General features: G+C 75.0%; 15 protein-coding genes. 10 read left to right on the forward strand and 5 right to left on the reverse strand.

Features of this window, described 5'->3' with window-relative positions:
• Nucleotides 1–306: 306 nt before the first annotated feature.
• Entirely contained in the window at nt 307–513 is a 207-nt protein-coding gene (locus ACFV0O_RS31260; protein ID WP_380347094.1) for a hypothetical protein, read from the forward strand.
• A gap of 2 nt (nt 514–515) precedes the next feature.
• Here ACFV0O_RS31260 and ACFV0O_RS31265 read toward each other — a convergent pair whose 3' ends face one another.
• The gene (locus tag ACFV0O_RS31265) at nt 516–1,175 is read right to left on the reverse strand and encodes an AAA family ATPase (RefSeq protein WP_380347095.1); all 660 of its coding nucleotides are present in this window, start codon (nt 1,173–1,175) and stop codon (nt 516–518) included.
• Nucleotides 1,176–1,427: 252 nt separating this feature from the next.
• Between ACFV0O_RS31265 and ACFV0O_RS31270 the strand changes: the two genes are divergently transcribed.
• Nucleotides 1,428–3,044: an AMP-binding protein gene (locus ACFV0O_RS31270; RefSeq protein WP_380347096.1), complete on the forward strand. Its 1,617-nt coding sequence runs from the start codon at nt 1,428–1,430 to the stop codon at nt 3,042–3,044.
• Between the two features lie 151 nt (nt 3,045–3,195).
• Nucleotides 3,196–3,378: a hypothetical protein gene (locus ACFV0O_RS31275; protein WP_360255514.1), complete on the forward strand. Its 183-nt coding sequence runs from the start codon at nt 3,196–3,198 to the stop codon at nt 3,376–3,378.
• A 159-nt stretch (nt 3,379–3,537) separates the two neighbouring features.
• Here the strand turns inward: ACFV0O_RS31275 and ACFV0O_RS31280 are convergent, their stop codons facing one another.
• The 3 genes from ACFV0O_RS31280 to ACFV0O_RS31290 form a co-directional block, all read right to left on the reverse strand.
• Complete coding sequence (locus ACFV0O_RS31280) at nt 3,538–4,527, reverse strand: ABC transporter ATP-binding protein (RefSeq protein WP_380347097.1); 990 nt, start codon at nt 4,525–4,527, stop codon at nt 3,538–3,540.
• Between the two features lie 190 nt (nt 4,528–4,717).
• Nucleotides 4,718–7,534 carry a hypothetical protein gene (locus tag ACFV0O_RS31285; RefSeq protein WP_380347098.1) on the reverse strand — a complete coding sequence of 939 codons (2,817 nt, stop codon included), beginning with the start codon at nt 7,532–7,534 and terminating at the stop codon, nt 4,718–4,720.
• Nucleotides 7,531–10,734, reverse strand: a complete 3,204-nt coding sequence (locus tag ACFV0O_RS31290; RefSeq protein WP_380347100.1) for an FtsX-like permease family protein — start codon at nt 10,732–10,734, stop codon at nt 7,531–7,533. The genes ACFV0O_RS31285 and ACFV0O_RS31290 overlap by 4 nt, the downstream gene beginning before the upstream one ends.
• Before the next feature lie 406 nt (nt 10,735–11,140).
• Between ACFV0O_RS31290 and ACFV0O_RS31295 the strand changes: the two genes are divergently transcribed.
• Entirely contained in the window at nt 11,141–11,878 is a 738-nt protein-coding gene (locus ACFV0O_RS31295) for an ABC transporter ATP-binding protein (RefSeq protein WP_380347101.1), read from the forward strand.
• A gap of 618 nt (nt 11,879–12,496) precedes the next feature.
• On the opposite strand, the gene ACFV0O_RS31300 is transcribed toward ACFV0O_RS31295, so the two are convergent.
• Nucleotides 12,497–14,113, reverse strand: coding sequence for an alpha/beta hydrolase (locus tag ACFV0O_RS31300; protein ID WP_380347103.1), 1,617 nt, complete (start codon nt 14,111–14,113; stop codon nt 12,497–12,499).
• A gap of 487 nt (nt 14,114–14,600) precedes the next feature.
• Here ACFV0O_RS31300 and ACFV0O_RS31305 point away from each other — a divergent pair, with 487 nt between their 5' ends.
• From ACFV0O_RS31305 to ACFV0O_RS31330, 6 genes are all read left to right on the forward strand, one after another.
• A complete protein-coding gene (locus ACFV0O_RS31305; protein WP_360255533.1) occupies nt 14,601–15,122 on the forward strand; it encodes a MarR family transcriptional regulator in 522 nt (173 codons plus the stop codon).
• A 188-nt stretch (nt 15,123–15,310) separates the two neighbouring features.
• Entirely contained in the window at nt 15,311–15,802 is a 492-nt protein-coding gene (locus ACFV0O_RS31310; protein WP_360255535.1) for a hypothetical protein, read from the forward strand.
• A complete protein-coding gene (locus ACFV0O_RS31315) occupies nt 15,799–16,665 on the forward strand; it encodes an NmrA family NAD(P)-binding protein (protein ID WP_380347105.1) in 867 nt (288 codons plus the stop codon). The genes ACFV0O_RS31310 and ACFV0O_RS31315 overlap by 4 nt, the downstream gene beginning before the upstream one ends.
• Nucleotides 16,666–17,070: 405 nt before the next feature.
• Nucleotides 17,071–20,961 (forward strand): Pls/PosA family non-ribosomal peptide synthetase, encoded by a 3,891-nt coding sequence (locus ACFV0O_RS31320; RefSeq protein ID WP_380347106.1) that lies wholly within the window; start codon nt 17,071–17,073, stop codon nt 20,959–20,961.
• Between the two features lie 47 nt (nt 20,962–21,008).
• Entirely contained in the window at nt 21,009–22,334 is a 1,326-nt protein-coding gene (locus ACFV0O_RS31325) for a M1 family metallopeptidase (RefSeq protein ID WP_380347113.1), read from the forward strand.
• Nucleotides 22,335–22,482: 148 nt separating this feature from the next.
• Nucleotides 22,483–23,895: serine hydrolase domain-containing protein (locus tag ACFV0O_RS31330; RefSeq protein ID WP_380347115.1), on the forward strand; the 1,413-nt coding region annotated here is incomplete at its 3' end.

Consider the following 23,895-nt stretch of genomic DNA (forward strand, 5'->3'; position numbering starts at 1 on the left):
CTGCGCTCCGTGGTGCGTGTTGCGTGTTGCGTGTTGCGTGTTGCGCGTTGCGCGTTGCGCGTTGCGCGTTGCGCGTTGCGCGTTGCGCGTTGCGCGTTGCGCGTTCGGCGCGCCGAGCGTAGGGCCGGGGGCGGGCCCGGTGCGAGCGGATTTTCCGCCCCCGGCGGCGCCGCGTCCCGGCAGGATGTCCCCATGCGCGAGCCCGACACCGACTGGATCACCGTCGCCGCCTACGAGAACCTGCCCGGCCGCCTCACCCCGTGGGCCGCCGTCCGCGCTTGACTGCGCGACCGGGGCATCGACTGGATGCCGTTCGCCACGAACTCGGTGCGCTGGGGCCTGACCTGTGGGATCGGCCCGGACGGACACTGGCGCGGCTGGTTCGACGTCCAGGTATCGGCCGATGCCCTGCGCCCGCTGGGGCTCCACCCCGAGCAGCCCACCGCCGCCGTCGACGGGCCCTCCCCGCCCGGCTGGTGGCACGCCGAGGCCGAGCGCCGCGCCCACCGCTGAGCTCAGCGGTCCACCCCGAACCGCACCGCCTCGGCGCGGGAGCGGGAGGCGGCGTCCAGCAGCAGCACCGAGGAGGCCTCGGGCGTCGGCAGCGGCCCGCCGGCGCGCACGTGCCGGGTGAAGGCTTCCAACAGCCGTTCCAGGCCGCGGTGGTGGCGGGCGAACACCCGGCTGGAGGAGTGCCGGCCGCGGGCTCGCTGGCCGTCCAGCGCCGTCGCCGCGCCGACGTCCAGCAGCACCAGGTGCAGTTCGCGACCGCGGCGGCCGGCCTCCCGGGCCAGCCAGCGCCGCATCCAGGCGCGGCTGCCGCAGTCGTGCACCAGCAGCGGCCCGCCGCGCCGCACCGAGGAGCGCAGCAGCCGGAAGTGCTCCAGCCGGGCCCACGGTCGGTAGACCGCGTACGGCAGGCTCGCCGGCATCACCGCCTCGCAGGCCTCGTGCACGGTCCGCGGGTCCACCGCGCGCACCGCCGTCCCGGACCACCGGCGCAGCAGCGTGCTCTTCCCGGCGCCCGGCAGGCCGGACACGACCACGACGGCGTCCGCCGGGTAGGCCACGACGAACCCCGCCCCGGCCTCGCCCCGCAGGTCGACCACCGCGTGCGGCACCACGACCGCGTCCACCCCGCCGCCCACCGTTTCCCCCGTTTCCCCCGTTTCCATCCGACCGGGAACCCTAACAACTGCGCGCGGCGGCCCCTCGTCAACCCCCGGCCCTCGTCAACCCCCGGCCCGCGCCGTCACCCGCGCGCCGGGGGCTGCTCCCGGCGATGGTGCCCAGGCGCCGTGTCCGGTCCGGCGGCCCGGTCCGCGCCCCCGCCCGGCCGACGGTGCTCCGGTGGCTCCGGGCGACCGCGGTGCGCTCCCGGGCCGCCCGTCCACTAGGCTGACGCACCGTCAGACGGGAGGCGGGTCATGGCGGATGTGGCTTCGACGTACACCGGGCTGGTGCTGGACGGGCTGGCGCGGGACCCGGGGCGGGTGGCGGTCCGGTCCGGGGTTGCCGGGGAGTCCGCGCTGACCGGGCAGGACTGCCTGGACGCGGTCCACCGCACGGCCCGGGCGCTGGAGCGGGTCGGGCTGGGGCGCGGGGACGGGGTGACGGTGCTGGCCGGGAACCGGCCGGAGGCGCTGTTGGTGCGGCTCGCCGCGAACCTGCTGGGCTGCCGGGTGGCGATGCCGTTCCCGGACGGGCCGGTGGCGGAGCAGGTGGCGCTGGCGGAGTTCGCCGGGACCTCGGCGCTGGTCTTCGACCCCCTGCATTGCTCGCCCGCGGCCGCCGGGGTCGCGCGTGCCGTGCCCGGGGCCGCCCTGCTGTCCCTCGGCCCGGCGCCGCTCGGGCTCGGCGAGGACCTGCTGGGGCTCGCCGCCGACTGTTCCGCCGCCCCGTTCGCCCCCCGGTACGGGCCCGAGGACGTGATGGCGGTGCGGTTCACCGGTGGCACCACCGGACGGCCGAAGGGCGTGCTGCGGCGCTTCGCGCGGCCGCCGCGCCCGCTGCTGCCGGCCGGTTCGACGTTCCTGCTGTGCACGCCGCTCTGCCACGGCGGCGGCACGACCGCCGACCTCGCGCTGGCGGCGGGCGGCACCGTGGTGCTGCAGGAGGGCTTCGAGGCCGGGGCCGTGCTGGCGGCGGTCGAGCGGTTCCGGGTGTCCCGGATGTACCTGCCGCCGCACCTGTTGTACCGGCTGCTGGACCATCCCCTGCTGCCCGCGACCGACACCGGCAGCCTGCGCCGCATCGGCTACACCGGCTGCCCGCCCTCGCCCCGGCGGCTGGCGGAGGCGACCCGGCGGCTGGGCCGGGTGCTGCACCAGACCTACAGCCTGACGGAGTGCGGGCCGGTCGCCCGGCTGAGCCCGGACGAGCACCTGGACCCCCGGCTGCTGGTCACCGCCGGGCGCCCGTACCCGGACACCGGGGTGCGTGTCCTGGACGAGGACGGGGCGGAGCTGCCCCCGGGGCGTACCGGGGAGATCTGCGTCCGTACGCCGACGGCGATGGTCGGCTACTGGCGCGACCCGGAGTCGACCGCCGCGATGCTGCGGGACGGCTGGCTGCACACCGGTGACCTGGGCAGCCTGGACGCCGCCGGCTACCTGACGGTGGCGGGGCGGCGGGATCCGATGGCGATCGTCGAGGGGCACAATGTGTTCCCCCGCGAGGTCGAGGAGCCGCTGCGCGCCCACCCGGACGTCCACGAGGCGGTGATGTTCACGACCACCGACCCGGACCGGCTGGAGCGGGTCCACGCCGCGGTGGCCCTCGCGGAGGGGTCCCGGACGACGGCCGGGCAACTGCGGCGCTGGAGCCGGGAGCACGGCGGCACGCGGTGCGCGCCGGACACCGTCCTCCTGCTGCCCGCCATCCCGCTGAACGGCCTCGGGAAGCCGGACCTCGGCCTCCTGCGCGCCCTGGCGGCCGACCGCGGCCGCCCCGGCAACCGGAACGGCCCGACCGACGGCGGCAAGGGCCCGACCGACGGCAGCGGCCGGACCGCCGCCACCGCAGGGGCGCGCGAGGGGGCGTGACACGCCCCGGCCGTGCTTCGAGCGCCCAAGCGGGCCACCGCTCGCCCGGCACCCGGCGGGAAGAACCGTCCGTGGGCACTCGACCGTGCGGGCCCGCCTGCCGATACATCCCCGGCAGCGTTCCCCGCACCGTCCCCCAGGAGGCACTACCTTGACCTGGCTACGCGTCCTGACCGCACTGGGCATCCTCGCCGTGGCGGCCAGTGCCCTGCTCGTCTTCGCCCTGTGCACCTCCGCGTCGCGCGGAGAGCGCGCCGCGGAGGAGACACCGCCCGACCTCCGTTCGGACGCCGAGAACAGCGGCCTCTTCCGGCGGATGGGCGACGACGACTGACACCGTCCGCCGCCGTCGCCCGGAAGCCGTCTCCCCGAAACCGGCGCCCGGCCACCGGAAGCCGGCAGCCCGTGACCTGGCGACCGGAAGCCGACGACCCGTGACCCGGCCACCGGAAGCCGACGACCCGTGACCCGGCGACCGGAAGCCGGACCCCGGTCAGTGCCCCGCGATGTCGTCCGGGCGCACCTCGATGTGGTCGGCCGCGAGGTCGACCGCGACCCGGTGCTCCATCCCCAGCGCCTCCAGGAACTTGACCGGCAGCTGCACCCGGCCGGTGCGGTCCAGCATCACGTACTCGCGCTCGTTGACCGACTCCTCGCCGTGCTCGTCCGTCACGGTGCGGCGCAGCACCTCGCTGCTGGTCCGGCCGTCCCGGATGGCGACGGTGCGGCGCACCTCGCCCGCGACCATCGGGTCGTGGGTGACGATGACGACGGTGGCGCCGAGTTCGCGGTTGACGGTGCGGAAGGACTCGAAGATCACCCCGGCGGTCTCGGAGTCCAGCTCACCGGTGGGCTCGTCGGCGAGCAGCACCGGCGGGTTGTTGGCCATCGCCACCGCGATCGCCACCCGCTGCTGCTGGCCGCCCGAGAGTTCGTTGGGCTTGCGGTGGGCGAGCTCGCCGATCTCCAGCGCCTCCATCAACTCGGCCACCCTGGCCGCCTGCCGCTTCGCGCCGGTGGCGCCCGACCGGCGGCCGCGCAACTGCATGGGCAGGGCGATGTTCTCGGCGGCGGTGAGGAAGGGCAGCAGGTTGCGCGCGGTCTGCTGCCAGATGAAGCCGACCACCTCGCGCCGGTAGCGCAGCCGTTCCTTGACGGACATCTCCAGCAGGTCGCAGCCGGCCACGGTGGCGGTGCCGGCGGTCGGCACGTCCAGCCCGGCGAGGATGGTGAGCAGGGTCGACTTGCCGCTGCCGGAGGCGCCGACCAGGGCGACCAGGTCGCCCTGCCGGATGGTCAGTTCCAGGCCCTGGAGCGCCTGGACCTCGACGCCCTCGGCACTGAAGATCCGCACCAGCCGGTCGCAGACGATGGCCGCGCCCTCGCCGTAGGCCTTGGGCGAGGCCGCGGCAAGCGCCCGCTGCCGGAGTTCCTGCAGGCTGGGGGCCTCGACGACCGTCTGCCCCTGGGGGGTGCTGTTCACCGCTCGTCTCCTGTCTCGACTGTGTGCTTCATCGTGCCGGTTCCCACGGCCCCGGCGGCGTTCGCCGGTGTCACGAAGCGGTCCGCCGCCGCGGCCCGTGGCAGCGTTTCCCGTGCCACCGCTTCGCGTGTCATTGCTTCGTGTGTCATTGCTTCGCGTGTCATTGCTTCGCGTGTCAACGCCACGTGTGTCATTGCTGCTCCCCCGCGCGCAGTTCGGTGGCGATCTGCCGCCGGCCGGCGACCAGCGTCTCCGCCACCACCCCGAGGCCGACCAGCAGGGCCAGGCCCGCGGTGGGCAGCAGCACCGGCATCAGCGCGGGTTGCAGGGCGTCGCCGACCTTGGCGCCGACCAGGGTGGAGATGTCGAACGCGGGCCCGAGCAGGGCGACCGCGGCCGCGGCGACCAGGCCGCCGCCGACGGCTGCCGCCAGGGTCTGCGGGAGTGCCTCGGCGACGATCAGCGCCAGCCCCTGCCGGGGCCGCAGGCCCATCGTCCGCAGCCGGGCCAGCACCGCCGTGCGGTCGGGCGCGGCCCGGAACAGCGTCAACAGGACGGCGAGCAGGGCGAATCCGCCGCCGGCGGCGGCCGCGTACCAGAACAGCCGGCCGGCGGCGTGCTGCAGCGGGTCGTCGGCGAGGTCCGCGGCGGTCTCCCGGCTGCTGTGCACGGTGTATCCCGCGGGCAGGCCGTGGGTGGCCTTGCCGGCGGCCGCGGCCTCGTCCGCGATCAGCTTGGCCATGCCCGTCGGCTGGGTCACGCCGCCGTCCCTGAGGACCGCCCGGACCTGCTCGGGGTCGGGGTCGCCGACCGCGAACCACTTGTTCACCCGGCCGAGTTCCGGCAGGCGTTCGGTGGCGGGGCCGGCCGGCAGCACGATGAACGGCTTGCCCGGGTCCGGCAGCGCGGGGGTCGCGGCGACCGTCCCGGCGACGGTGGTGCGCACCTGGTTCCCGCTGGGCACGCGGACCTGGGGATCGCCGGCGGCCAGGCGCGCGGCCAGGTCGCGGCTGAACAGCGCGGGCACCGCGGTGTCCGGGCTGCCGGGCGCCCCGGCCAGCTTCGCCGGGTCGAACTCGCCGCGCCCGGTGGTCCGGGCGATCTCGGCGTACGCCGTCGGCTCGGCGACCACCAGGTAGGCCTCGGTGGACTGCTTGTCGGCGCCGATGAACAGGGCCTTGCCCTCGACCCGGACCCCGGTCGCGGCGCGGACCCCGGGCAGGGCACCGGCGGCCTTGGTGAACGACTCGGACAGGGTGGCGTACTCCGGAATCGCCACCGAGGCGTCCCCGCCGGTGGCGATGCGGGCGGCACGCATCCGGACGTGGTCCACGGTGTCGAGCACGGTGGCACCGAAGCCGGCCGTGGTGACGGCGATCAGCAGGGCGAGCAGCGGAAGCGCGGAGGGGCGCCGCCGGCCCGAGTTGTCACGGGCCGCCCGGGCGAGGCCGAGGAAGCCGATCAGGCCCCGGCCGCGACCGGTCAGCGCGGCCAGCCAGCCGACCACCACCGGTTCGATCCGGGCCAGCAGCAGCCCGCCGGTGACGGCGAGCAGCAGCGGCGCGGCCACCAGCAGCGGGTCCACGCCGACGCCGGAGTGTCCGACCCCGCGGCGCCGGACCTCGGCCACGGCCGCGGCGGTCACGGCCAGGACGGCGAGTTCGCCGATCGCCCGGCGCCAGCCGCCGACCGTACGGCGGCGCGACCACAGCAGGGCCGCCCGGGCCGGGAAGGCCAGCAGCGCGAGCAGGGCCGCGACGAGGGCCGCCAGGACGGCGTACTCCCACCGGGGGGTGGGCAGCAGCACCAGGGCGAGGGCCGTCCCGAGCACGGCGGCCGGCAGGACCGTGACCGCACCCTCGCCGAGCAGGCGCAGCAGCACGCCGCCGCGCGAGCCGCCGCGGGCCTGGAGCAGCCGGATCTCGGCGGTGCGACGGTCGGTGGTCAGGGCCGCGGCCAGGAACAGCACCACCACGGCGACCCCGGCGACACCCGCCGGGCCGATCGCGCTGAGCGGCATGGCGGCCTGGTAGCGGGCGTCCGCCCGGGTGAGCAGGTCGGACAGGTTGGAGGTGGTGTGCAGGTCCGCGCGCTTGGTGGCGTCGACCAGGTCCGAGGCGCCGCGTCCGGTCTGGAAGGACGCGAGGGTGGCGCGGGTGCGGTCGAGCTGGTCGGCGCGCAGCGAGGAGGCCTCGACCGGCAGGCGCCAGAAGTTGTCGCCGCCCGAGCCCCAGAGCGCCAGCGCGGCGATGCTTCCGCTGTCGACGAAGCCGGTGGTCTGCCACCAGTTGGTGCCACCGGGCCCTATGTGCAGGCAGGCCCGGGCCGGGCAGCCGAGGTCGTCCCAGAACGGGTCCAGCGGGTCGTTGACGCGGTAGAAGCCGGTCACCACGCTGTTCGCCCCGGTGCCCGGTCCGCCGGCGCCGTTGTCGACGGTGTCGCCGAGCTTGATGCCGACGGTCGCCGCGGCCTTCTCGCTGACCACGATCGGCAGCGGGGCGCCGACCGCCGCCGGGGCGGGCCCGGGCCAGGCCCCGGTGGTCAGGGTGACCCGGTCGGCCAGGCCGTGCAGGTAGAGCAGGGAGATCGTCGGCGCGGCGTTGTCGGACAGCCGGGCGTAGCCCGGGTTGTTCATCCTGGCCTCGGTCTGCGCCTTGGTGCCGTAGGCCTCGCCGGGCCGGGACAGCGTCAGTTCCCGGCCGATCCGTGCGGTGATCTGCTCGCGCGCGGTGTCCAGCCCGGCGGCGGTGTCGCCCGTCCGGGTCTTGGTGGTCGTCTGCAGGCTGGTCAGGTTCAGGCCCTGGTGGCTCACGTAGTCCCGCAGGGCGGCGTCCGCGCCCCGGTCCGCGACGCGGGGGAAGGCCGCCGCCAGGAAGACCGTCACCAGGGTGAGGGCCGCCATCAGCAGCGCCGCTGCGGGGTTGGCGCGCAACCTGGTGCGGACCCAGCTCGCGGGCCGGTGGGCGGAGGCGGGGGTGGGCACGGGGGTGCCGGCCTTGGTGGTCACATCTCCTCCACGAGGCGCAGCCGGGCGGCCACGTTCCGACGACGGCGTCCGACGAGGAAGGCGGACAGCAGCGGGACGACGGCGATCGCGGCGGTGAGCAGGAGCGCCTGGCCCAGCGGCAGTTCGACCACTGCCTCGGGTAGCGGCCGGTGCGCGGCGGAGGTCAGCACGACGAACGGCACGATCAGGTGGACGAGCAGCGCCCCGAGGCCGAGTCCGACGGCTCCGCCGAGGGCGACCAGGATGGCCGGCTCGGCCGTGGTGGTACGGGACACCGTCCGGCGGGGCGCGCCCAGGGCGAGCAGCAGGGCGGCGTCCTGGGAGCGCTGACGGGCGGAGCCGGCCACGGCGGCGCCGAAGCCGATCGCCGCGAGGAGGGCGGTGACGACCGCGATGGCCGTCAGCGCGCTCTGCGGGGCGGCGCCGACCGGGTCGCTGAGGAAGCCCTCGGCCACCTCGTCGTACAGCCGGACGTCCTGCGCTCCGGGGGCCGCGCGGAGGGCCGCGGCCGCCTGCGCCGGGGTGTGGTCGTCCGGGCCGGTGGCGGGCAGCCACCACTCGGCGTTGTTGGCGACCGTGCCGTGCTGGACGAGCAGCGCCCGCGCGGTGGTGGCCAGGTCGATCACGACCGCGTTGCGGCCCGCCACCGGCAGGGCCTCGACGGCGGCGGTGACCTTGATCGGGAGGGTGGCCCCGCCGAACGGCACCCGCACGGTGTCGCCGACCGAGGAGCCGATGGCCTTCAGGTAGTCACGGGTGGCGACACCCGGCACGGTGGCCGGTGCGCCGGCCTTGCCGCCGCCCCGGGCCCCCCAGGAGATGCCGGCCGGCAGCGGGACGGCCGTCGCGGGCCCGGCCTCGGTGTCGGAGACGGCCAGTGAGCGGAACGCGGTGTCGAGGTCGGTCTTGCTCCTGGCGGCGGCGGTCGCCCCGACGACGGTCAGGGGTGCGGCGACGGAGCCCAGCGGGGCGTCGACCAGTGTGCTCAGCGAGGCCGAGCCGCGCAGGCCGCCGTCGGTCGGGACGCCGTTGAACGGGAGCTTGTAGACGATGCCGAAGCGGTCCCGGACGAGGAGCGTCACCCGCAGGGACGGCTCGGTGGACGGGAACCCGGTCGAGTCGGTCGCGAGCTCGGCGTCGATCCGCAGCGGGTGACCGGGCACCGGCACCCCGTCCGGCGCACCGGCCGGGGCCGGAAGGGCGAGCGGACGGAACAGCTCGTCCCGGGTGTGCCCGTCCAGCAGGTCCTCGCGCACCGGGACGCGGTCGGCGAAGGCGGCGGTGTCCAGGGCGAGCACCTGTCCGGTACCGGAGGGCAGTTGCTGCTCCTCGCGCACCACGGGGACCAGCCGGTCGCCGCCGGGCAGGGCGCCGAAGCGGCCGGCCTGGCCCATCAGCGAACTGTGCGAGGCGGAGATGCGCAGGCCGCCGAGCGTGGTGAAGGCGGCCTGGTCCCGCTGGGAGGCGTTCCAGGTGGCCTGCTGTCCGAGGGCGAGGACGCCGGTGGCGACGGCCATCACGAGCAGCAGCACCGGGCCGGTGGCGCGGGCGGGTTGACGGGCCAGCTGCCAGCCGACCATGGCCGGGCCGAGGCCCCGGCCGCCGGCGGCGACCCGGGCGCCCAGCCGGGCGGCGAGCGGCAGCAGGCGCAGCACCACCAGGGTGCCCGCGCACAGTGCCAGGGTCGGGGTGGCGACCAGCAGGAGGTCGACGCCGAGCTTGCCCGAGGAGTCGGTGGACAGCCCGCCCCCGTACTGGCTCAGTTGCTGGTAGGCGAGGGCGGCCAGGACCAGCAGGGCGAGGTCGCCGCCGTTGCGCGCGATGCCGGAGACCACGGCCTGGCGGCTTCCGGCCCGGCGGCGCAGGGCCGCGCCGGCGCCGCGCAGCAGGCTGGGCACGGTGGCCAGCACGATGCAGGCGAGGGCGCAGAGCAGGGCGACGGGCCAGAGCGTCCAGCTGATGCCGGTGTCCAGGGCGACCTGGTGGGCCCTGCCGAGGCCGGCCAGGACGCGGACCAAGAAGGGGGTGAGCAGCGGGGCGAACAGTGCCGCGGGTGTTGCGAGCAGCACCAGTTCCAGGGCGGTGAAGCCACCGAGCCTGGCACCGGAGGCGCCGCGGGCCGCGAGCAGTTCGTTCTCCCACTCCTGACGGGAGGAGATCAGCCGGACGACCAGCAGCAGGGCCGCGGCGGCGAGGACGGCCAGCTGGAGCGCGCCGATCAGCAGGGTGGACCGGGCGACCATCATGCTCGCCGACAACTCGCGCATGACGTCTGCCAGTTCGGTCGTCACACCGAGCGAGGCGGCCTTCCGCAGGTCTGCGGTGAGGCCCGGGGCACGGTCGCCGATGGCCTGGGCGGTGTCCCGGTCGACGCCCGTGAAGTCCGCGTCGAGCAGCCAGCCGCGGCTGCTCTGCAGCAGACCGCCCGCGGTGAAGGCGCTCTGGTCGACCATCATCGGGCCGAAGGTGGTGAAGCCGCCGACCTCGACCTCGTGGCCGCCGACCGGGTCGATCCGCCAGTACGGGGCGAAGGGGTCGACGGCCCGGTAGGCGCCGGTGACCCGGACGGTCAGCGGCTTGCCGTCGAACCGGTCGGTGAGGCGGACGTCGGCGGGCAGCGCCTGCTCGGTCAGGCCGAGCCGGCCCAGCATGCTCTGCGGGACGGCGACCTGCGGGCCGGTGGCGCCGACGGGTGCGGTGGCGGCGCCCGGCCACGCCCCGGCGACCAGCCGGACGCGGTCGCGGTCGAGGTCCGCGAGGACCGTCAGGTCCACCTTGGCATCGGCGGCCTGACCGGCCGTCCCGCCGGCTGCCGGCGTTCCCGGCGCCGCTCCGGGCGCCGTTCCTGCCGCGTCGGCCCCTCCCGCCGCACCGGCCGCGGTGCTGCCGGGCAGGCCGTAGGAACGGCTGCGCAGCAGGCTGTCGGTGCGCACGGGCAGGTCGCCGAACAGCTTCTGCCGGTAGGAGGCGAGCGCCTCCTCGTCCTTCTGCCGCTGGTCGAGCCCGTGTTCGGCGGTCACCACCACCGTGGTCCGGGCGTGGCCGGGGCCCTGCAGTGCCTGCCGAAGGCCGGCCTGGCCGACGCTGCTGTTGAAGGTCACCAGGGCGGTGAGCACCGCCGTGGTGATCAGCACCGTCAGCAGGACGGCGGCAGCCAGCGGCAGTCGCCCGCGCAGTCGGCGCACGACGAAGCCGAGCATCAAGTTCCTCCCCCGGATCGCGTCCCCGGTAGCGTCCACCGGCACCGCCCATCGACCCGATCCGGACACAAATCGGCCACGGATGGACACATCGAGAGCACACCGACGCATTGAACACCGGCATTCGATCACCGGATAGCGGACGATGCTGTCAGATTCGATCCAGGAACGGAAGGGACTTGCGCGAATCAAGTAAGCAGTGAGCAAATTCCTTTCATTGGTAGCATCCCGGCCGAGGATGTGCCGTTGAAATGCCATGAACACTTCAGAACTCCGGCTCCACCGCGTTCCCACGGCCGCGGACTCCGCCTTCCCGGATTCCCGTCCCGGAACGTGAACCGGCGGAGCCGCCGCATCCGTGGATACCGGATAGGACCGGGTCGCCACGCCCACAGGGGGACGCCGCATGACACAGGATCAGGCCGCCACCGCGACCGTCACGACCACCGAACCGATGGTGGCCGTGACCGACCTCCGGCGCAGCTTCGGCACCGGCGAGCGGACCGTGCACGCCCTGCGCGGCGTCTCCTTCACCGTCGGCCGCGGCGAACTCGCCGCACTCAAGGGCCGGTCCGGCTCCGGCAAGACCACCCTGCTCAACCTGGTCGGTGGCCTGGACTCGCCGACCGGCGGCAGCATCTCCCTCGACGGCATCGACCTCGCCGGGCTCGACGAGGACGGCCGGCTCGCCCTGCGGCGGGAGCGGATCGGCTTCGTCTTCCAGTCCTTCGGGCTGATCCCGATGCTCACGGCCGCCGAGAACGTCGGCGTGCCGATGCGGCTGCGCAAGGTCGCGGCCGCCGAGCGCGAGGAGCGTGCGCACACCCTGCTCGCCCTGGTCGGGCTGGCCGACCACGCCAACCAGCGCCCCGGCGAGCTCTCCGGCGGCCAGCAGCAGCGCGTCGCCATCGCCCGCGCGCTGGCCAACGAGCCCGGCCTGATCATCGCCGACGAGCCCACCGGCCAGCTGGACTCCGAGACCGGCCGCTCGATCATGGAGTTGCTGCGCGCGGTGGTGCGCAGCGAGGGCGTCACCGTGCTGGTCGCCACCCACGACCCGACGCTGATGGGGCTCGCCGACCGCGTGATCGAGCTGCGCGACGGGCGGGTCGTCGAGGAACAGTCGGCCGGGCAGGCCGCCTGACGGCAGCCGGCCGCGCGGCGGGTGGGCGTGGGGTGGGTGGGCGTGGGGTGGGTGGGTGCGGGGACGCCGAGCGCCTCCCCGCACCCGCCCACCGGCACGTCACGGGCCTTCTGCCGGCGGAACTCGGCGGAACTCCGGCGGCGGTGACCGCCACCGCGAGACGTGCACCGCGAAAGGTGCACCGCGAGCCGCGCACCACTGAACGTGCACCACTGAACGTGCACCGCGCGCCGGGGGAAATCCGGTCCGGGTTCCCCGCGGCGCGCGGTCAGCGCTTTCCCGATTCGGGAGAAACCGGCGGGGCGCCCGTCGGCACGGGAATTCGACGTCGGGAAACGACGATCGAAATGTGACCCCACGTCCTTTCCGGCGATCCACGACGGCACCGACCTCGACCACCGCACCGGACCTCATGGCCGGCATTGCCGGCGGCACCGGCCGGGGTCGGCGCGACGCGGAGCGGCCCGCCCCGGGAAGGTTCGCCGACGATTGTCCGGGCATTCCGGAGCAGGTTCCGGGGCGGTCCCGGAACCCGCCCCGGAAACACGATTGTGGTGGCCGGCGCAGCCGACCACCACAATCGTCATCTCATCCTTCGGACTCCCGGGGGGCGGGTCCTCAGACCGCCGGGAAGATCTCCGCGTCCGGCTTCAGCAGCTGGCCCGGCTTCGGCGCGGTGCCGTCCACCAGGTAGCGGGTGACCAGGTCGTTCAGCGCCTTGCTGCGGCCGACGGCGCAGTGCTCGATGGAGTCGACGCTGACCAGCACCGCGTTGCCCAGCTCCTGCTGCATCTGCTGGGCGAACTTGTACTGGGTCGCCGGGTCGTAGAGGTTGCCGATGACCATCACGGTGTTGGAGGTCTTCTTGTTCCACGGGCCGGAGAAGCGCTCGGCGTCCCGGGCCGGGGCCGGCCAGCTCGCGCACGCGGGCGCGTCGAAGGCCTGGTAGCGGCCGAAGGTCGGCGACTCCTGCTCCCAGGTCTTGGCCACGTTCGCGAACACCCGGTCGTTCGACGGGTACGGCTTGTCCTGGCAGTTGACGCCCATGTAGGAGTCGTCGGCGGTGTACTCGGAGTCCGCCGGGGCCTCTCGCAGCGCCCGCGGCACGTTCACCGACAGGAGGTTGGCGTCCTCCTCCGCGACGTTCGCCTTCGGAGCCAGCAGGGTGGCGGCGTTCGGCTTCTGCAGCACCTGGTAGGTGGCCTGCAGCGACTTGGCCAGCGGGGCCAGCTTGGCCTGCGAGTACAGGGCGCTGGCGACCTCGCTGGTGAAGCTGCTCAGCGTCACCTTGGAGCCGTTCGGCAGCGTGATCGGGCTGGTCCGCAGGTGGTCGCGGAGCCCGTCGAACTTGGCCCGGGTGTCGCCCTCGCCGAAGGCGCAGCGCGGGGCGCCGGCCGCCTGGCAGCGCTTCAGGAACTCGTCCAGGGCGAGCTCGAAGCCGCCCGCGCGCTGGCGGTCGTACTCCAGGCCGTTGTGCAGGCGCAGGTTCGGGTCGACGTTGCCGTCGATGATGATCGCGCGGACCTTGTTCGGGTACATGTTGGCGTACGTCGAACCGATCAGGGTGCCGTAGGAGAAGCCGGCGAAGCTGAGCTGGGCGTCACCGACGGCGCGGCGCATCCGGTCGAGGTCGCGCACCACGTTGATCGTCGACATGTGCTCGATCAGCGGGCCCGCGTTCTTGCTGCACGCGTCCGTGTAGTCCTGGTCCGCGTCCAGCGTCTCGTTGACCTCGGCCTTGGTGACCGGGACGCCGACCATGCGGTTGTTGACCGCGTCGGCGTCCTCCTGGGTCTTGAAGCACTTGAGCGGGTTGCTCCGGGCCACACCGCGGGGGTCGAAGCCGATCAGGTCGAACTTGGACTGCACCTCGGGGCCGAAGCGGCTGGTCGTCGCCCACAGGTAGCCGCTGCCGCCCGGGCCGCCCGGGTTGAGGAACAGCGAGCCGATCCGCTTCGACGGGTCGCTCGCCCGGCGCCGCATCATCGCGATGCCGACCTTCTCGCCCGACGGGTTGTCGTAGTCCAGCGGCACGGGGTAGACGGCGCAGTCGTAGATGCCCGGGTCCGGCTTGCTCGGGTCGGGGTTGCACGGGGCCCAGGCGACGGGGTCGACCTTCGCCTCGGCCAGGCCCGGGGCCCGGTCGATCGGCGCCGCCGAGGCGGCGACGGCGGAACCGGTGACAAGGGCGAGAGCGCAGGCGACTGCTCCGGCCGTCGTGGATATGCGGGACAAGGAACCTCCTCGGTACTGAAAAGGGCTGCCCCAGCCTGTCAGCCGGAGATCTCCGTGTGAAGACCTCGGGACCGCAGAATTGTCCGCACTCCATGCCGAAAACAACGGAATATTCTGTGAATGAACCAACTTGACGGTTCATTGACCTGACGGCCAATCATTAGCGGGTCGTTCTGACTCCCGCTCATCCCGGACTGACGCACCGTCGGCCAGGCCGCGGGCCGCCGACGCGACCCACGGCCGGCGCCGCTGCTGCGCGATCGGCTTCGACAAGCCGTCCTCGGCAGCCACCTGGTGGACGGCGTTCGGGCACGGCGGGCCGACCAGGTCCTCGATCCGCTCGAAGCGGCGCCCCCCGACCGGGGCGAGCCGCTCCATCCGGACCCGCATCGACTCCGGCCCGTGGTCACCGACGCCGTCCGCAGGCCCGCCCGCTTCTCCCGGGCGCACTTGACGAGAGATCTGATTAGGCGCCATATTACTTCTCGTGACGCAGCACTCCGAGTTCGACCCCGGCGCACCCACCCTCGACCAGGCCCGCCGCCAGATCGCCCGCTACGGCCTCGCGGCCGACCCGCAGGCGGTCCTGGTCGCGGCCCGACTGATGGCGGCGGGGGCCAGGATCGGACAGGCCGGCGAGGTGCACTTCGGCCGCTTCGGGCTCTCCACCGGCCGCTACCGACTGCTGGCCGACCTGGAGGACCACGGCGGCGAGAAGTCGCCGTCCCAGCTCGCGGCGAGCCTGGGCGTCTCCCGGGCGACCGTGACCGGCCTGGTCGACGGCCTGGAGCGGGAGGGTCTGGTGGCCCGCCGCCCGTCCACCGAGGACGGGCGCGGCAACGTGGTGATCCTGACCGCGCGCGGCGCCGACCGGCTGCGCGAGCTGGCACCCGAGCACTTCGCCCGGATGCAGGCGCTGGTCGGCGGCCTCTCCGTCGAGGAGCGCACCACCTTCCTCGACCTGCTGGCCCGGGTGGTCGCGGGCGTCGACGCGTTCACCGCGGACTGACCGCGGGGCCGTCCGCGACCCGACCTCAAACCTGGCACCCCCACCGCCACACCCCACCGGGCGGGCCGCAGTCGGCCCGCCTTCCCTTCGCCCCAATAGTTAGGCACCTAAGCACAAATACTTAGGCACCTAACCAGAAACCACCGGAACCACCGGAACCACGGCAACCCGAACGTGAGGACAACCCCATGAGCAAGAAGGCCCCCGGCGCTCCGCCGCCGTTCGTCCTGTGGCGCGAGGTCCTGGTCGCCTACGTCATGCCCGCCGCGATGGCCGGCCTCGGCGGGGCGGTCACCCGGCAACACGAGCTGGTGGTCGCCGCACTCACCACCATCGGCGGCACCTCGGCCCTGGTGGCCGCCGCGCTCGGCGGCGTCCTGCGCGGGCGCCCCGTCCGCCCCCGGCCCGCCCGGACCCCGCGCGCCCTCGCGGCAGCCGTCCTCGGCCTGGTCGCCGCCGCCCTCGCCCTCGGCGTCGGCCTCGCCGCCGCGCACTGGCTCCCGCACCTCCCGGCCCTCGCCGACAGCCCCTGGCCGAAGCGGCTGCCGGTCGACCTGCCGGTCTCCGCCGCCATCGCCGCCACCATCACCACCTGGCACTGGCGCGCCAGCCGACGCACGCCCCGCGAACCGCAGCACCGACTCCACTCCGCACCGCAACCCGAAAGGCAGACGTCATGATCGTCATCATGGGCGCCGCCGGCGCCACCGGCGGCGCCACCCTGCGCAGCCTCTCCGCCCTCGGCGCCCCGAGCCGCGCGCTCAGCCGCGACCCCGGCCGGCTCGCCGCCTCACTGGACGGGCGGACCCTCGCCCGGACCGAGCCGTTCCGGGCCGACGCCGCCGATCCGGCGTCCCTCCGGGCGGCCTTCCGCGGCGCCCGCCAGCTCTTCCTCACCATGGCCAACAGCCCGGACCAGGTCCGGTACGAGCTGGCGGCGATCGACGCGGCGCTCGACTGCGGGGTGGAGCACGTCGTCAAGGTCTCCGCGCCCGCCGCCGAGCCGGACTCCCCCGTGGCCGTCTCCCGCGGCCACCACCTGATCGAGGAGCGCCTGCGGTCCTCGGGCGTCACCACCACCGTCCTGCGCCCGTACGCGTTCATGCAGAAGCTGCTGCTGCTGGCCCCCGGCATCGCCGCCGCCGGGGTGGTGCACGGCGCGACGGGGCAGGCCCGCTGCAACTACGTGGACGTCCGGGACGTCGGCGACCTCGCCGCCGACGTCCTCACCCGCCCGGAGCTGGCGGGCGGCACCTACCCGCTCACCGGCGGGCGGGCGTACAGCCACCCGGAGCTCACCGCGCTGCTGGGAGAGCTGCTCGGCCGGCCGGTCCGCTACGTCGACCTCGCCCCGGCCGGGCTGCACGCCCATCTGGTCGAACGTGCCGGGATGCCGGACTGGCTCGCCGCCCACGTGGTGGAGATCCAGCAGCTCGCCGTGGTGCGCCGGGAGACGCCCGACGGCGCCTTCACCGACGCCACGGGGCGCAGCCCCCGTACCCTGGAAGCGTTCCTCCGGGAGCACCTGCACGCCTTCGGCTGACCGTCCCGACCCTCGTGGCGGGCCCGGGCCGACCGGGGCCGCAGGGCCGAAAGAGTGCCGGAAACGGCCGAAACACCGGGCCCGCCACCCGAAGGGAGCAGTATTCGCTGTGGTGTGGATCACGATCGGAAATCCGGCCTGACGATCCGTCAGTTCGACTGACTCATCGTCACATCGGAGCAACACCGCCTCAGTTGTCGACTGACGGATCGTCAGATTCGGCCGCCCCCGGCGGAGTTGGGCCGCGCAACGACCCACCCGCCGACCGAGAACCGGAGCTACCATCGGTTGGGTTGTCCGCTCCGGCCCCGGAGTGGGGTCACCCGGTCCGGCGAGTGCTCCCACCGCCCCCAAGGGCCGGGCATCGGTCGGAACGGGGCGAGGACGAGGAGCGCACGGGCTGCCATGACAGCTGAACCGATCGAGCCGAACGAACCGAGCCGGCCGCACCGGCCCGCCGCGCCGCCGCACGCCCTGTTCCCGGGCCGCCCGGCCGCTGCACCGCGCACCCTGGTGGACCTCCTGGAGGCCACCGTGCGCGCCCACCCCGACGAGCCCGCCCTGGACGACGGCCGCACCGTGCTCGGCTACCGCGCGCTGGCGGCCGAGGTCGACCGGCTGCGCCGCCGGCTGGCCGCCGCCGGGATCGGCCCGGGCGACCGGGTCGGCGTGCGGGTGCCCTCCGGAACCAACGACCTGTACGTCTCGATCCTCGCCGTGCTCGCCGCCGGCGCCGCCTACGTCCCGGTGGACGCGGAGGACCCGGACGAACGCGCCGACCTGGTCTTCGGCGAGGCCGGGGTCGCCGGTGTGATCGGCGCCGGCCTCGTCCTCACCACCACGGCCGAGCGCGCTCCGGCCCCCGGGCACCGCCCCACCCCCGCCGACGACGCCTGGATCATCTTCACCTCCGGCTCCACCGGAAAGCCCAAGGGCGTCGCCGTCACCCACCGCAACGCCGCCGCCTTCGTGGACGCCGAGGCCGCGCTCTTCCTCCAGGACGAGCCGATCGGCCCGGGCGACCGGGTGATGGCCGGGCTGTCGGTGGCCTTCGACGCCTCCTGCGAGGAGATGTGGCTGGCCTGGCGGCACGGCGCCTGCCTGGTGCCCGTCCCCCGCGCCCAGGTCCGCAGCGGCGCCGACCTCGGGCCCTGGCTCGCCGAGCAGGAGATCACCGTGGTCTCCACCGTGCCGACCCTGGCCGCCCTGTGGCCCGCCGAGGCGCTCAACGAGGTGCGGCTGCTGATCTTCGGCGGCGAGGCCTGCCCGCCCGAGCTGGTGCAGCGCCTGGTCACCGAGGGCCGCGAGGTGTGGAACACCTACGGCCCGACCGAGGCCACCGTGGTCGCCTGCGCCGCCCTGCTGAGCGGTGAGGGCCCGGTGCGGATCGGCCTCCCGCTCGACGGCTGGGACCTCGCCGTGGTGGACGAGGCCGGCGCTCCGGTCGCCCCCGGCGGCACCGGCCAGCTGGTAATCGGCGGGGTCGGCCTGGCCCGCTACCTCGACCCGGAGAAGGACGCCGAGAAGTACGCGCCGCTGCCCTCACTGGGCTGGGAGCGCGCCTACCGCAGCGGAGACCTCGTCCAGGCCGACCCGGCCGGCCTGCTCTTCCTCGGACGCACCGACGAGCAGATCAAGCTGGGCGGCCGCCGGATCGAGCTCGGCGAGGTCGACGCGGCACTGCAGGCCCTGCCCGGCGTGGCGGGCGCGGCCGCCGCCGTCCGGACCGCGCGCGGCGGCAACCAGCTGCTGGTCGGCTACCTGGTGGTGCAGGACGGATTCGACCGCGAGCAGGCCGTCGAGCGGCTGCGCGCCGAGCTGCCCGCCGCCCTGGTCCCGCTGCTCACGACCGTGGAGACCCTGCCCACCCGCACCTCCGGCAAGGTCGACCGCAACGCCCTGCCCTGGCCGCTGCCCGAGCTGGAGTCCGCCGGGCCGAGCGAGCAGCTGTACGGCACCGAGGCCTGGCTGGCCGAGCAGTGGTCCGAGATCCTCGGCATCACCGTCGGCGGCCCGCGCGACGACTTCTTCGCGATCGGCGGCGGCAGCCTGGCCGCCGCCCGGCTGACCACCCTGCTGCGCACCCGCTACCCGAGCGCGGCCGTCCTCGACATCTACCAGCACCCGACGCTGCGCAAGCTCGCCCGGCACCTGGAGCGCACCGCTCCCGACCGCACCGAGGCCCGCACCGTCACCCGGGTGCCGACCAGGGCCAAGCTGCTGCAGCTGCTCCTGCTGGTCCCGCTGTTCACCGTGGTCGGCCTGCGCTGGACGGTCGCCCTGCTGGCCGCCGGCAACCTGCTCACCCACCTCGGGGACTACCCGTGGGCGCCCACCGCCTCCTGGTGGTGGGTCGGCGCGGGCGCCCTGGCGCTGTACACCCCGGCGGGCCGGCTGGCCGTCGCGGCGGGCGGCGCACGGCTGCTGCTGCGCGGCGTGCGCCCCGGCAGCCACCCGCGCGGCGGCGCCGTGCACCTGCGACTGTGGACCGCCGAACGGCTCGCCGAACTCAGCGGCGCGGACTCGCTGTCCGGCGCCTGGCTGGTGCGCTTCGCCCGCGCGCTGGGCTGCAAGGTCGCGCCCGAGGTGGACCTGCACTCGCTGCCGCCGGTCACCGGGATGCTGAAGCTGGGCCGCGGCTGCGCGGTCGAGGCCGAGGTGGACCTGTGCGGCTACTGGCTGGACGGCGACCGGCTGCTGATCGGCCAGGTCAAGGTCGGCTCCGGCGCCGTGGTCGGCACCCGCTCGACGCTGCTGCCCGGTGCCCGGATCGGCAAGCACGCCCAGGTGGTGGCCGGCTCCAGCGTCACCGGCCAGGTGCCGACCGGCCAGCGCTGGGGCGGCGCGCCCGCCGTCAAGCTGGGCCGCGCCGAGCGCACCTGGCCCAAGGACCGCCCGGTGCGCCGGGCCCGCTGGGCCTCGCTGTACGGGGCGAGCGGTGCCGTGCTCGGCCTGCTCCCGGCGCTGCCCGCCGTGGCCGCGCTCGCCGTGCTGTCCCGCTTCGTCCAGCAGGGCGACGCCCTCGGCCCGGCGCTCGGCGGCGCACTGCTCGGCCTGCTGCCCGCGACCCTCGCGTACGGCGCGGTGTACGCGGCGCAGCTGCTGGTGCTGGTCCGGCTGCTGAGCATCGGCCTGGCGCCCGGAGTGCACCCGCTGCACGGCCGGGTCGGCTGGCAGGCGTGGACGGTCACCCAGCTGATGGACCGGGCCCGGGAGGTGTTGTTCCCGCTGTACGCCGGGCTGGTCACCCCGCTGTGGCTGCGGGCGCTGGGGATGCGGATCGGCCGCGGCGCCGAGGTGTCGACGGTGCTCGCGCTGCCCAGCCTGACCACCGTCGGCGACGGCGCGTTCCTGGCCGACGACACCCTGATCGCCCCGTACGAGCTGGGCGGCGGCTGGGTGCGGCTCGGCGAGGCGAAGGTCGGCGAGCGGGCGTTCCTCGGGAACTCGGGGATGACCGCGCCGGGCCGGTCGGTGCCCAAGCGCGGCCTGGTGGGCGTGCTGTCGGCGACGCCGGCGAAGGCGAAGAAGGGCAGCTCGTACCTGGGCATGCCGCCGGTGCGGCTGCCGCGCGCGGCGGACCGGGCCGACCAGAGCCTGACCTACGAGCCGCCGGCCCGGCTGCTGTGGGCGCGCGGGCTGGTCGAGCTGGCCCGGGTGGTGCCGGTGCTGGCCTCGGGCGCGCTGGGACTGCTGACGGTGGCGGCGCTGTCCTGGCTGGCGGCCGGCTCACCGCTGACCGCCGCGCTGCTGTCGGGCCTGGTGCTGCTGGGCGCCGGTGCGCTGGCCTGCCTGGTCGCGGTGGCGGCGAAGTGGCTGCTGGTCGGGCGGTTCCGGGCGGTGGAGCACCCGCTGTGGAGCGGGTTCGTGTGGCGCAACGAGCTGGCGGACACCTTCGTGGAGATGCTGGCGGTGCCGTGGCTGGTCGGCGCGGTGCCGGGCACACCGGTGCTGAACCTGTGGCTGCGGGCGCTCGGCGCGAAGGTCGGGAGCGGCGTCTGGTGCGAGAGCTACTGGCTGCCGGAGGCGGACCTGGTCACCCTCGGCGACGGGGTCAGCATCAACCGGGGCTGCGTCGTGCAGACCCACCTCTTCCACGACCGGATCATGCGGATGGATACTGTGGTCCTCCGCGAGGGCGCCACCCTGGGCCCGGGCGGCATCGTGCTGCCCGGCAGCACGGTGGGCGCGCGCAGTACGCTGGGCCCGGCCTCGCTGGTGATGCGTGCCGAGTCCGTCCCCGCCGACACGCGGTGGCTGGGCAACCCCATCGAGGTGTGGCAGACCACGTCGTGACCACCCCGTCGACCACCCGTCCCGGCCCGCAGGAAGCGCTCGTCCCCGTGAAGTCCAAGCACGCCCCCGCGGCCGCCGGCGCCCCGGACCCGTATTTCCCGAACAGCGGCGACCACCGCTACCGGGTGCACCGCTACGAGCTGGCGCTGGACTACCGGCCCGGTCCCAACCGGCTGACCGGATCGGCCCGGCTGAGCGCGGTGGCGGACGCGGTGCTGGCCGAGTTCGCGCTCGACCTGGCCGAGTTCCGGATCGGACGGGTCCTGGTCGACGGCCGGGTCGCCCGCTACACCCACCGCGGCGGCAAGCTGCGGATCCGCCCGGCGAAGCCGCTCGCGGCGGGCGCGGCGTTCACCGTCGAGGTGCACTACACCGGCAACCCGCGCCCGGTGCGCAGCCCGTGGGGCGGCCTGGGCTGGGAGGAGCTGACCGAGGGCGCGCTGGTGGCCAGCCAGCCGGTCGGCGCGCCGTCCTGGTTCCCGTGCAACGACCGGCCCGCCGACAAGGCGACCTACCAGATCGCCGTCACCACGCCGTCGCCGTTCACCGTGGTCGCGAGCGGCCGGCTGCTGACCCGCACGACCCGGGCGTCCAGCACCACCTGGGTGTACGAGCAGAGCGCGCCGACCTCCACGTACCTGGTGACGGTGTCCATCGGCCACTACCGGCCGGTGCCGCTGGCCGCCCGGCCGGCCGTGCCGCAGACCGGGTACGTGCCGGAGCGGCTGGCCACCGGGTTCGCCCGGGACTTCGCCCGGCAGCCCGAGATGACGGCCTACTTCGGCGAGGTCTTCGGGCCGTACCCGTTCGGCGAGTACGCGGTCGTCCTCGCCGACGAGGAACTGGACGTGCCGGTGGAGGCGCAGGGCCTCGCCACCTTCGGCGCCAACCACCTCGGCGGCGGCTGGGAGCGCGAGCGGCTGATCGCCCACGAGCTGGCCCACCAGTGGTTCGGCAACAGCGTGACGATCGCCGACTGGCGGCACATCTGGCTCAACGAGGGCTTCGCCAAGTACGCGGAGTGGCTCTGGTCCGAGCACACGGGCGGCCCTGCCGCGGCCACCCGTGCCGCCGCCGCGCACACCCTGCTGGCCGGGCAGCCGCAGGACCTGGTCCTCGGCCACCCCGGCCGGAAGCTGATGTTCGACGACCGGCTGTACCAGCGCGGCGGTCTCGTCGTGCACGCCCTGCGGCGGGCCCTGGGCGACGACGCGTTCTTCGCGATGCTGCGGGACTGGACGGGCATCAACCGGCACGGTGTGGTCGACACCGCCGACCTCCGGGCGCACGCCTCCCGTTACACCTCCACGCCGCTCGGCCCGCTCTTCGAGGCCTGGCTGGAACGGCCGGAACTGCCGCCGCTGCCGGGCTGAGCGGCCGGACGAGCAGCCGGTCGGACGGCTGGTGGGGCGGCCGGTCGGACGGCCGGACGAGCAGCCGGTCGGGCGGCCGGAAAACCGGTCGGGGCCGGCGCCGGGCTGGGCTACTGTCCGTCACATGTCGATGAGTTCAGAAGCCCACATGACCGGCCTGCCCGACGAACTGCTGCCGACCACCCGCCGCGCCCTGCTGCACCTCCTCGCGGTCGCCCAGTCCGAGGGGCGCACTCCCTCGATGGTCGCCGGCGTGGTGCGCGGCGGGCGGCTGGTGTGGAGCGGCGCCCGCAGCATGGTCGACGGCCACGCGCCGACCCCGGACGTCCAGTACCGGATCGGCTCGCTCACCAAGACCTTCGTCGCCGTCCTGGTGCTGCGGCTGCGCGACGAGGGCCTGCTCGACCTCGCCGACCCGCTCGGCCGCCACCTGCCCGGCACCGCGGCCGACGGCGCGACGATCGCCCACCTGCTCTCGCACTCCTCGGGGCTCGCCGCCGAGACCCCCGGCCCGTGGTGGGAGCGGACCGACGGCTCCCTGCGGCCCGCCCTCGACGACGTCCTGGAGACCGGCCGGCCCGTCAAACACCCGGCCGGACGCCGCCTCCACTACTCCAACCCCGGCTACGCGCTGCTCGGCGCGCTGGTGGAGAAGGTGCGCGGTGAGCACTGGGGCGAGGTGCTGCGCCGCGAGGTGCTGGCGCCGCTCGGCATGGACCGCACCACGCTGCTGCCCCAACACCCGCACGCCGGGGGCTTCGCCGTCCACCCGTGGGCCGACGTCATGCTGCCCGAGCCGCTCACCGACACCGGCCTGATGGGCCCGGCCGGCCAACTCTGGTCCACCGGCGCCGACCTGGCCCGCTGGGCGGCCTTCCTCGCCGCCGGCGACGACAAGGTGCTGGCCGCCGACACCCTCGCCGAGATGCGCCGCCCCGCCGTCGCCCCGGACGACGCCGGGTGGACCACCGCCTTCGGCCTCGGCCTGCAACTGCGCCGCCACGAGGGCAGGTTGCTGTACGGGCACACCGGCTCGATGCCCGGCTTCACGGCCGGCCTGTGGATCAGCGAGACCGACGGACTCGCCGCGTTCGCCCTCTCCAACGCCACCAGCGGCGGCAACGCCCCGCAGCTCGCCGCCGGATTGATCACCCTCACCGCCGACCACGAGCCCCCGCTGCCCGAGCCCTGGCGCCCGCTGCCCGAGGCCGATGAGGACCTGCTGGAGCTCACCGGCCCCTGGTACTGGGGCGCCGCGCCGAACACCCTGCGGCTGCGGGCCGACCGCGTCCTGGAACTCTCCCAGCTCGCCTCGACCGGCCGCGGCTCGCGCTTCCGGCCCGAGCCGGACGGCACCTGGACCGGCCTCGACAACTACTACGCGGGCGAGACCCTGCGGGTGGTCCGCAAGGCCGACGGCACGGTCAGCCACCTCGACGTCGGCTCCTTCGTCTACACCCGGGAACCGTACGGTCCGGCCGACGCCCGCCCCGGCGGCGTCGGCCCCGAGGGGTGGGCCGCCCAGTGTCCCGGGCGGCCCCCGTGGACCCGGGGGCCGGGG

The organism is Kitasatospora sp. NPDC059577, assembly GCF_042735475.1.
Taxonomy (GTDB): Bacteria; Actinomycetota; Actinomycetes; order Streptomycetales; family Streptomycetaceae; genus Kitasatospora.

Bases quoted from the DNA above. Each gene is read 5' to 3' on its own strand.
- ACFV0O_RS31260 (WP_380347094.1), top strand. From the start codon at position 307: ATGCCGTTCGCCACGAACTCGGTGCGCTGGGGCCTGACCTGTGGGATC.
- ACFV0O_RS31265 (WP_380347095.1), bottom strand. From the start codon at position 1,175: ATGGAAACGGGGGAAACGGGGGAAACGGTGGGCGGCGGGGTGGACGCG.
- ACFV0O_RS31270 (WP_380347096.1), top strand. From the start codon at position 1,428: ATGGCGGATGTGGCTTCGACGTACACCGGGCTGGTGCTGGACGGGCTG.
- ACFV0O_RS31290 (WP_380347100.1), bottom strand. From the start codon at position 10,734: ATGCTCGGCTTCGTCGTGCGCCGACTGCGCGGGCGACTGCCGCTGGCT.
- ACFV0O_RS31295 (WP_380347101.1), top strand. From the start codon at position 11,141: ATGACACAGGATCAGGCCGCCACCGCGACCGTCACGACCACCGAACCG.
- ACFV0O_RS31310 (WP_360255535.1), top strand. From the start codon at position 15,311: ATGAGCAAGAAGGCCCCCGGCGCTCCGCCGCCGTTCGTCCTGTGGCGC.
- ACFV0O_RS31315 (WP_380347105.1), top strand. From the start codon at position 15,799: ATGATCGTCATCATGGGCGCCGCCGGCGCCACCGGCGGCGCCACCCTG.
- ACFV0O_RS31320 (WP_380347106.1), top strand. From the start codon at position 17,071: ATGACAGCTGAACCGATCGAGCCGAACGAACCGAGCCGGCCGCACCGG.